Below are 6,263 nucleotides of genomic sequence, written 5' to 3' on the forward strand. Positions count from 1 at the left end.
GAGCTCCGGCTGCCGCTTTCACCGGGTCCGGGCTGCCGCTGTCCGGAGGCCCGGTTGCCGCCGTCCGGAGGCCCGGTTGCCGCCACACGGCCGTTCGGGGCGGGGTGGTGTCGGCGGGCGATCGTAGACTGCGCGGATGGTCTCCCCCACCGATGAGCGGACCGAGGACGCGCTGCGGGTGCTGCGCCGGGTGTTCGGCTACGACGCCTTCCGCGGCTTCCAGCACGAGGTCGTCGAGCACGTGGTGGCCGGCGGCGACGCGCTGGTGCTCATGCCGACCGGGGGCGGCAAGTCGCTCTGCTACCAGATCCCGGCGCTGATCCGCGACGGCGTGGCGGTGGTCGTCTCGCCGCTCATCGCGCTCATGCAGGACCAGGTCGACGCGCTCACCGCGGTCGGCGTCCGGGCCGGGTTCCTCAACTCGACCCAGGATCTCGCCGAGCGGCGGCGGGTCGAGGCGGCGTTCCTCGCCGGCGAGCTCGACCTGCTCTACCTCGCCCCGGAGGCGCTGGCGACGCGCGCCACCGTCGCCTTGCTGGAGCGCGGGCGGATCGCGCTCTTCGCGATCGACGAGGCGCACTGCGTCTCGCAGTGGGGGCACGACTTCCGCCCCGACTACCTCAACCTGTCGATGCTGCACGAGCGCTGGCCGGGAGTGCCACGGATCGCGCTGACCGCCACCGCCACCCAGGCCACCCGCGCGGAGATCGCCACCCGGCTCAAGCTCACCGACGCCCGGCACTTCGTGGCCAGCTTCGACCGGCCCAACATCCAGTACCGGATCGTGCCCAAGCGGGAGCCGCGCAAGCAGCTGCTCGCCCTGCTGCGCGACGAGCACCCCGGTGACGCCGGCATCGTCTACTGCCTGTCCCGCGCCTCCGTCGACAAGACCGCCGAGTTCCTGGTCGCCAACGGCATCGCGGCGCTGCCCTACCACGCCGGGCTCGACGCGGCGACCAGAGCGGCCAACCAGCAGCGCTTCCTGCGCGAGGACGGCCTCGTCATGGTCGCCACCATCGCCTTCGGCATGGGGATCGACAAGCCCGACGTCCGCTTCGTCGCCCACCTCGACCTGCCCAAGTCGGTGGAGGGCTACTACCAGGAGACCGGCCGCGCCGGGCGCGACGGGCTGCCGTCGACGGCCTGGCTCGCGTACGGGCTCCAGGACGTGGTGCAGCAGCGCAAGATGATCGAGACGTCGGAGGGCGACCTGGCCCACCGGCGCAACCTCGCCACCCACCTCGACGCCATGCTGGCGCTCTGCGAGACGGTCCGCTGCCGCCGGGCACAACTCCTCGAATACTTCGGCGAGGGCGGCACGGCCAACTGCGGCAACTGCGACACCTGCCTGGAGCCGCCGGAGTCCTGGGACGGCACGGTCGCCGCCCAGAAGCTGCTCTCCACCGTCTACCGGCTCGATCGCGAACGCAACCAGCGCTTCGGCGCCGGGCACTGCGTGGACATCCTGCTCGGCAAGCGCACCGACAAGATCGACCAACACGGCCACGACTCGCTGAGCACCTTCGGCATCGGCACCGACCTGCGCGATGCCGAGTGGCGGGGCGTGGTGCGGCAACTCCTTGCCGAGGGCCTGCTCGCCGTCGAGGGCGACTACGGCACGCTGGCCCTCACCGAGGCGAGCGCCGAGGTGCTCGGCCGCCGGCGCACGGTCACCATGCGGCGGGAGCCGGAGCGCCCGGCGTCCGGCCGGTCCGCCAAGCCCCGGGGCGCGGCCACCGTGGTGGCCGACCTGGCCCCGGCCGCCGTCCCGGTGTTCGAGCGGCTCCGCGCCTGGCGGGCGGCCACCGCCAAGGAACAGGGCGTCCCGGCGTACGTCATCTTCCACGACGCCACGCTGCGGCAGATCGCCACCGAGGCGCCCACCTCGCTGGCCGAGCTGTCCCGCATCAGCGGCGTCGGCGACAACAAACTGGCCAAGTACGGCGAGGGGATCCTCGCCGTACTCGCGGAGTCCTGAGCGGTCTGGAGACACGACGAAGGGCCGGCCCCTTGTGGGGGCCGGCCCTTCGTGCTCGCTCCTGTCAGCGGATAGCCGGTCAGGAGGCGCTGTAGCCGCGGGTGGCGATCCAGTCGGCGAGGTTGTCCACGCTCATCCGGTAGGAGGCCATGTTCGGGTCGGCCGAGTCCGCGATGGTCACGGTCTTCCCGCCGTCGCGGTAGCCCACGACGCTGATGTAGTGGCCGCCTTCGAAGGAGTGGGTGTTGCCGTCGGTGTCGGTGGCGGTGCCGGCGATGTTGGCGACCACGGCGCGGCCGTCGTCGACGGTGCGCACGATGTCGGCGCGCAGGGTGTCGGTCTGCTTGTCGTCGGCCTTGCCGTCCTTGATTTCGACGGAGTGGTAGGTCTTGCCGGTTTCCTTGTTCAGCACCGGGGTGATGTCGTTGATGCTGTTGGTGCCGTTCTCGGTGGTGCCCATCTCCTTGGCCATGGCGTCGACGTCGATGTTCTTGCCGAGCACGCTGATGGCGTTGCGGGCGGCGGCGGGGCCGCAGTAGTAGAAGTTGGGCTGCGCCTCGTAGCGGACGTCGAGTTCCCGCTCGCCGTGGCCCTTGCGGTCGGTGGCGACCTGGGCGGTCTTCTCGGCGGGGGTGGCCTGGGCGGCGATCGCGGGACCGGCGATACCCACGGTGGTGGCGGCGAAGCCGGCAGCGGTCAGAACGGTGTTCCGCAGCATGGTGTTGGTACGCATGATGAGATCAACGCCTTTCCGTTCGGGGGTGCACAGCACACGCGCAGGGGGGTGCGCAAAGAGTGCCGCTGAAAGGGGGGAAAGTCTTCGGGATGCCCGGCGATCAGCAGGTGACCTGCTCGGGCGGTCCGGGGATGTAACCACCGGCGGCGGGGAGGCATTCCCTGACTGGCCGGCGCGGACCAGTGGTGCACGGTCCGGGGGATGTAACGACCGGCGGGGCCGGTCATTCCGGCCGGGGCTGGCTCGCTCGGGAGCGGGCTGCTCCGCGGTCTGCCATGTACAACGACCCCGCACCCGCCATGATTCCGCCCCGACGGTGGCGCCGACCACCCGCAACAACCGGCCGAAACGGACACCCGACGCAACCGTCGGGCGCAAAACAGACACATACCCCAGGCCGCGCAAGTCACCGCCGCCGATCTTGGAGACTTCCCAGCGGGGTCGATCAAGAGGTTTGCGTCGCGGTCCGGCCCAATCCCGACGCAAACTTCTTGATCAACGCGGGTGGGGGCGTGCCACCATGTCGGGCATGGAGATCTGGAACAACCCGTCCTGCTCGAAGTGCGCCACCGCCCGTGCGTCCCTGGACGAGGCGCGGGTGCCCTACCGGCTGCGGGCGTACCTGGCGGAGCCGCCGAGCACGGAGGAGTTGACCGAGGTGCTGCGCCGGCTGGACGCCCGGGCGTGGGACATCTGCCGCACCGGCGAGCCGGCCGCGACCGCGCTGGGCATGGCGGACTGGCCCCGCGACGACGCCACGGAGCCGCGCTGGGTCGCCGCGATGGTCGCGCACCCAGAGCTGATCCAGCGCCCGATCCTGCTGCTGGACGACGGCAGCGCGCTGGTCGGTCGTACCCCGGAGGCCCTGGACGAGGCGGTGCGCCGCAGCGACCGGTGAGCCGGCGGTGGGTCAGGAGGGCCGGTCGCCGGCCTTCGCGTGCCGCTCGCGCAGCCGGTCCCGGATCTCCTCCGGGGTGTACGCCCGGCGCCGCCGTTCCGCCCGGGCCACGACCACACCGGTCGCCGCCACGCCGGCGAGGCCGGCCAGGCCGAGCAGCTTCCACCACCGCATCCGTTGCCGCTTCGGCATAGGGTGATCCTCCATGAGCATCAGCCTGGACGAGGCGGTGGAGCTGACCCGCACCGGCGACCTGTGGGTCTTCCGCGGGCGCAGCGTGCCGGACCGCGCCATCCAGCTCACTACGAACAGCCCAGTCAACCACGTGGGCATGGCCGTGGTGCTGGACGACATGCCGCCGCTGATGTGGCACGCCGAGTTGGGCCGCTCGCTGCCGGACCTGTGGACCGGCACCCACCAGCGCGGTGTGCAGCTGCACGACCTGCGGGACGCGGTCTGCGTGTGGGCCAACCGGTACGGCCAGCGGGCCTGGCTGCGCCAGCTCGAACCGCCGGCGGACACCACGATGGAGGAGGCGGTGCTGCGCACCGTGGCCCGCCTCGACGGCACACCGTTCCCGTCCACGGCGCAGCTCGCCTGGCGCTGGGCGCGCGGCCGGGTGCCGAACCTGCGTCCCGGCCGACCCTCCAGGGCCGACGGTGGCGGTGTGCCGGTCCGCGACCGGGCGCTGGAGACCGCGTACTGCGCGGAGGTGGTGGCCGTGACCTACGAGGCGATGGGGTTGCTGCCCGCGGGGCGCCGGCCCAACTGGTACGACCCGGGGCGGTTCTGGAGCGGCGACGACCTCGACCTCGCGGGCGGCGCCCAGCTCGGGGCGGAGATCGAGGTACGCATCCCACCCCGCTGACCAGGTTTGCCGGGTCCGCCGTCCGGCAATGGAGACGGGCGTGACGGCTTCCACGGACCTCGACACGCTCGCCGACTTCTTCGACCGGTACGGCGTGGCGCTGACCACCGCCGACGTGCCCGCCATCGCCGGCTGCTACGCGCTGCCGGGGCTGGTGGTCGCCGACACGTACAGCTTCTCGTTCGCCTCGCCGGCCGCCGTGGCGCTCAGCTTCGTCGGCGCCGCCCCCGACTACCAGGAGCGGGAACTGGTCGCCGCCCACGCGCTGATCGAGGACGTGCAGCAGGTCTCCGCGCTGCTCAGCGAGGTGGCGGTGCGCTGGGAGTTCCTGGACAGCCAGGGCCGGTCGGTGCCCGGCGAGCGCTACCGCTACCTGCTGCGGGCCACCGACGACGGCCCGGCCATCTGCACCGTCATCCGCACCGCCTGAACGCGGCGGCCAGCTCGACGCGCGGACGGCTCAGCGGACCAGCTCCGGGTGGCGGGGCACCGCGTCGAGCCGTGGGCCGCCGGCCGCCACGTCGGACACGAAGTCGTCGACGGCCTCCCGGGTGACGCCGGGCATGCAGATCAGGTGACTGCGGCCGGCGCTGCTGGCCAGCACCCACTTCGCCGTCACGGCCGGGGGCGGGGTGGGGAAGACGACCGTGAAGGCGTGCTCGTGCCGCCAGGCCGGCCAGCCCACCTCGTTGAGCCGCGCCACCGCGTACGCGGCCAGCTCCCGGGCCCGCTCGGCGCGCTGCCGCAGGCCGTCGTGGCCGAGGCTGCGGATCGCGTACCAGAGCAGCAGCGCGGAGTGGCCGCTGCGGGAGCCGCTGATCGTGGTGTCCACCGTGCCGGTGTAGTTGGCGTACGGGGCGAGCTGCTGTTGGAGGGTGCGGCGGGTCAGCACCACCCCGCACGGCACCGGGGTGCCGAGGAACTTGTAGCCGGAGACGGAGATGCTGTCGACGCTCGCGTCCAGCCGCAGCGTGGGCCGCCCGGCGGCCAGCGCCAGCGGGACACCGGACCACCACCGAAATCCAGGCCGAGGATGTCGACGCACTTGGGCAGCGAGTAGTGGGCGTCGGCGGAGTGGTAGACCAGCGCCTCGGGAAGCCGGGCCCGGGCCAGGTAGAGGCCGTAGAGGTTGCCCTCGGTGCCGCCGGAGGTGAGGTAGCCCCAGCGGTCGCCGGCCGGGGCCCGGAACAGGTCGCCGAACCAGTCGAGCACCTCCCGCTCGTACCGCTTCGTGTGGTTCGCGCCGTCCGGGTCGGTCCACGGGTCGCCGATGTTGTTGAGGAGGGAGCCGAACAGGGGCGCCAGCGGGCTGTAGTCGATGTCGGTGGCGACCGGGAAGCCGACGTGCGTCCGCCGCCCGGCGACCGCGGCCGATCCGACCGCGGTGAGTTCCGCGAGGAGCTCCTCGGGACGCGCGACGGAACCGTCACGGCCTGGGTCGGCTGGCAACACGGCGCTCCCTCGTCGTCCCGGTGGACAGCGCACAGAGTGGACCATGAGTCACGGAGAGCGGGCAAGCGTTACCAACGTGGCCACCAATTGTCCATATTGGCCGCATCCGACCACGGTGGACGCCACCGCCGACTGACTGATCAGTCAGTGGACCGGGCGCCGAAATGCCTGCGGACAGTTGATAACGCGTGCACTCAGTGAAATCATCGGCCGGGCTCATTCCCGTCAGCCAGGAGCTGCCACGTGTCGCAGGACCACCGGTCACCGTTGCCGCGCCCGCCCTATGAGGACACCTGTGACGGCGGCACGGCCGACCGGCCGCCGTACCCGC

Annotated in this window: 8 protein-coding genes; 4 read left to right on the forward strand and 4 right to left on the reverse strand. The window is 72.1% G+C overall.

Features of this window, described 5'->3' with window-relative positions; all coding sequences use genetic code 11:
- Nucleotides 1–136: 136 nt before the first annotated feature.
- Nucleotides 137–1,978: a DNA helicase RecQ gene (recQ, locus tag F8274_RS09840; protein ID WP_151461977.1), complete on the forward strand. Its 1,842-nt coding sequence runs from the start codon at nt 137–139 to the stop codon at nt 1,976–1,978.
- 79 nt (nt 1,979–2,057) lie between these two features.
- On the opposite strand, the gene F8274_RS09845 is transcribed toward recQ, so the two are convergent.
- Nucleotides 2,058–2,711: a C39 family peptidase gene (locus F8274_RS09845; protein WP_151461978.1), complete on the reverse strand. Its 654-nt coding sequence runs from the start codon at nt 2,709–2,711 to the stop codon at nt 2,058–2,060.
- 532 nt (nt 2,712–3,243) lie between these two features.
- Between F8274_RS09845 and F8274_RS09850 the strand changes: the two genes are divergently transcribed.
- The gene (locus tag F8274_RS09850; protein ID WP_151461979.1) at nt 3,244–3,612 is read left to right on the forward strand and encodes an ArsC/Spx/MgsR family protein; all 369 of its coding nucleotides are present in this window, start codon (nt 3,244–3,246) and stop codon (nt 3,610–3,612) included.
- Between the two features lie 12 nt (nt 3,613–3,624).
- Here F8274_RS09850 and F8274_RS09855 read toward each other — a convergent pair whose 3' ends face one another.
- On the reverse strand, nt 3,625–3,819 hold the full coding sequence (locus F8274_RS09855; protein ID WP_192579771.1) for a hypothetical protein: 195 nt from the start codon (nt 3,817–3,819) through the stop codon (nt 3,625–3,627).
- Between F8274_RS09855 and F8274_RS09860 the strand changes: the two genes are divergently transcribed.
- Nucleotides 3,818–4,480, forward strand: coding sequence for a hypothetical protein (locus F8274_RS09860; RefSeq protein WP_151461980.1), 663 nt, complete (start codon nt 3,818–3,820; stop codon nt 4,478–4,480). The two genes, F8274_RS09855 and F8274_RS09860, sit on opposite strands and share 2 nt — an antisense overlap.
- 40 nt (nt 4,481–4,520) lie before the next feature.
- Nucleotides 4,521–4,910, forward strand: a complete 390-nt coding sequence (locus F8274_RS09865) for a hypothetical protein (protein WP_151461981.1) — start codon at nt 4,521–4,523, stop codon at nt 4,908–4,910.
- A gap of 30 nt (nt 4,911–4,940) precedes the next feature.
- Here F8274_RS09865 and F8274_RS31195 read toward each other — a convergent pair whose 3' ends face one another.
- Both F8274_RS31195 and F8274_RS31845 read right to left on the reverse strand, forming a co-directional pair.
- Complete coding sequence (locus F8274_RS31195; RefSeq protein ID WP_255474566.1) at nt 4,941–5,375, reverse strand: hypothetical protein; 435 nt, start codon at nt 5,373–5,375, stop codon at nt 4,941–4,943.
- Nucleotides 5,366–5,929, reverse strand: a complete 564-nt coding sequence (locus tag F8274_RS31845; protein WP_225853700.1) for a hypothetical protein — start codon at nt 5,927–5,929, stop codon at nt 5,366–5,368. The genes F8274_RS31195 and F8274_RS31845 overlap by 10 nt, the downstream gene beginning before the upstream one ends.
- Nucleotides 5,930–6,263: the final 334 nt, after the last annotated feature.

It is taken from the genome of Micromonospora sp. AMSO31t (genome assembly GCF_008868175.1).
Taxonomy (GTDB): domain Bacteria; phylum Actinomycetota; class Actinomycetes; order Mycobacteriales; family Micromonosporaceae; genus Micromonospora.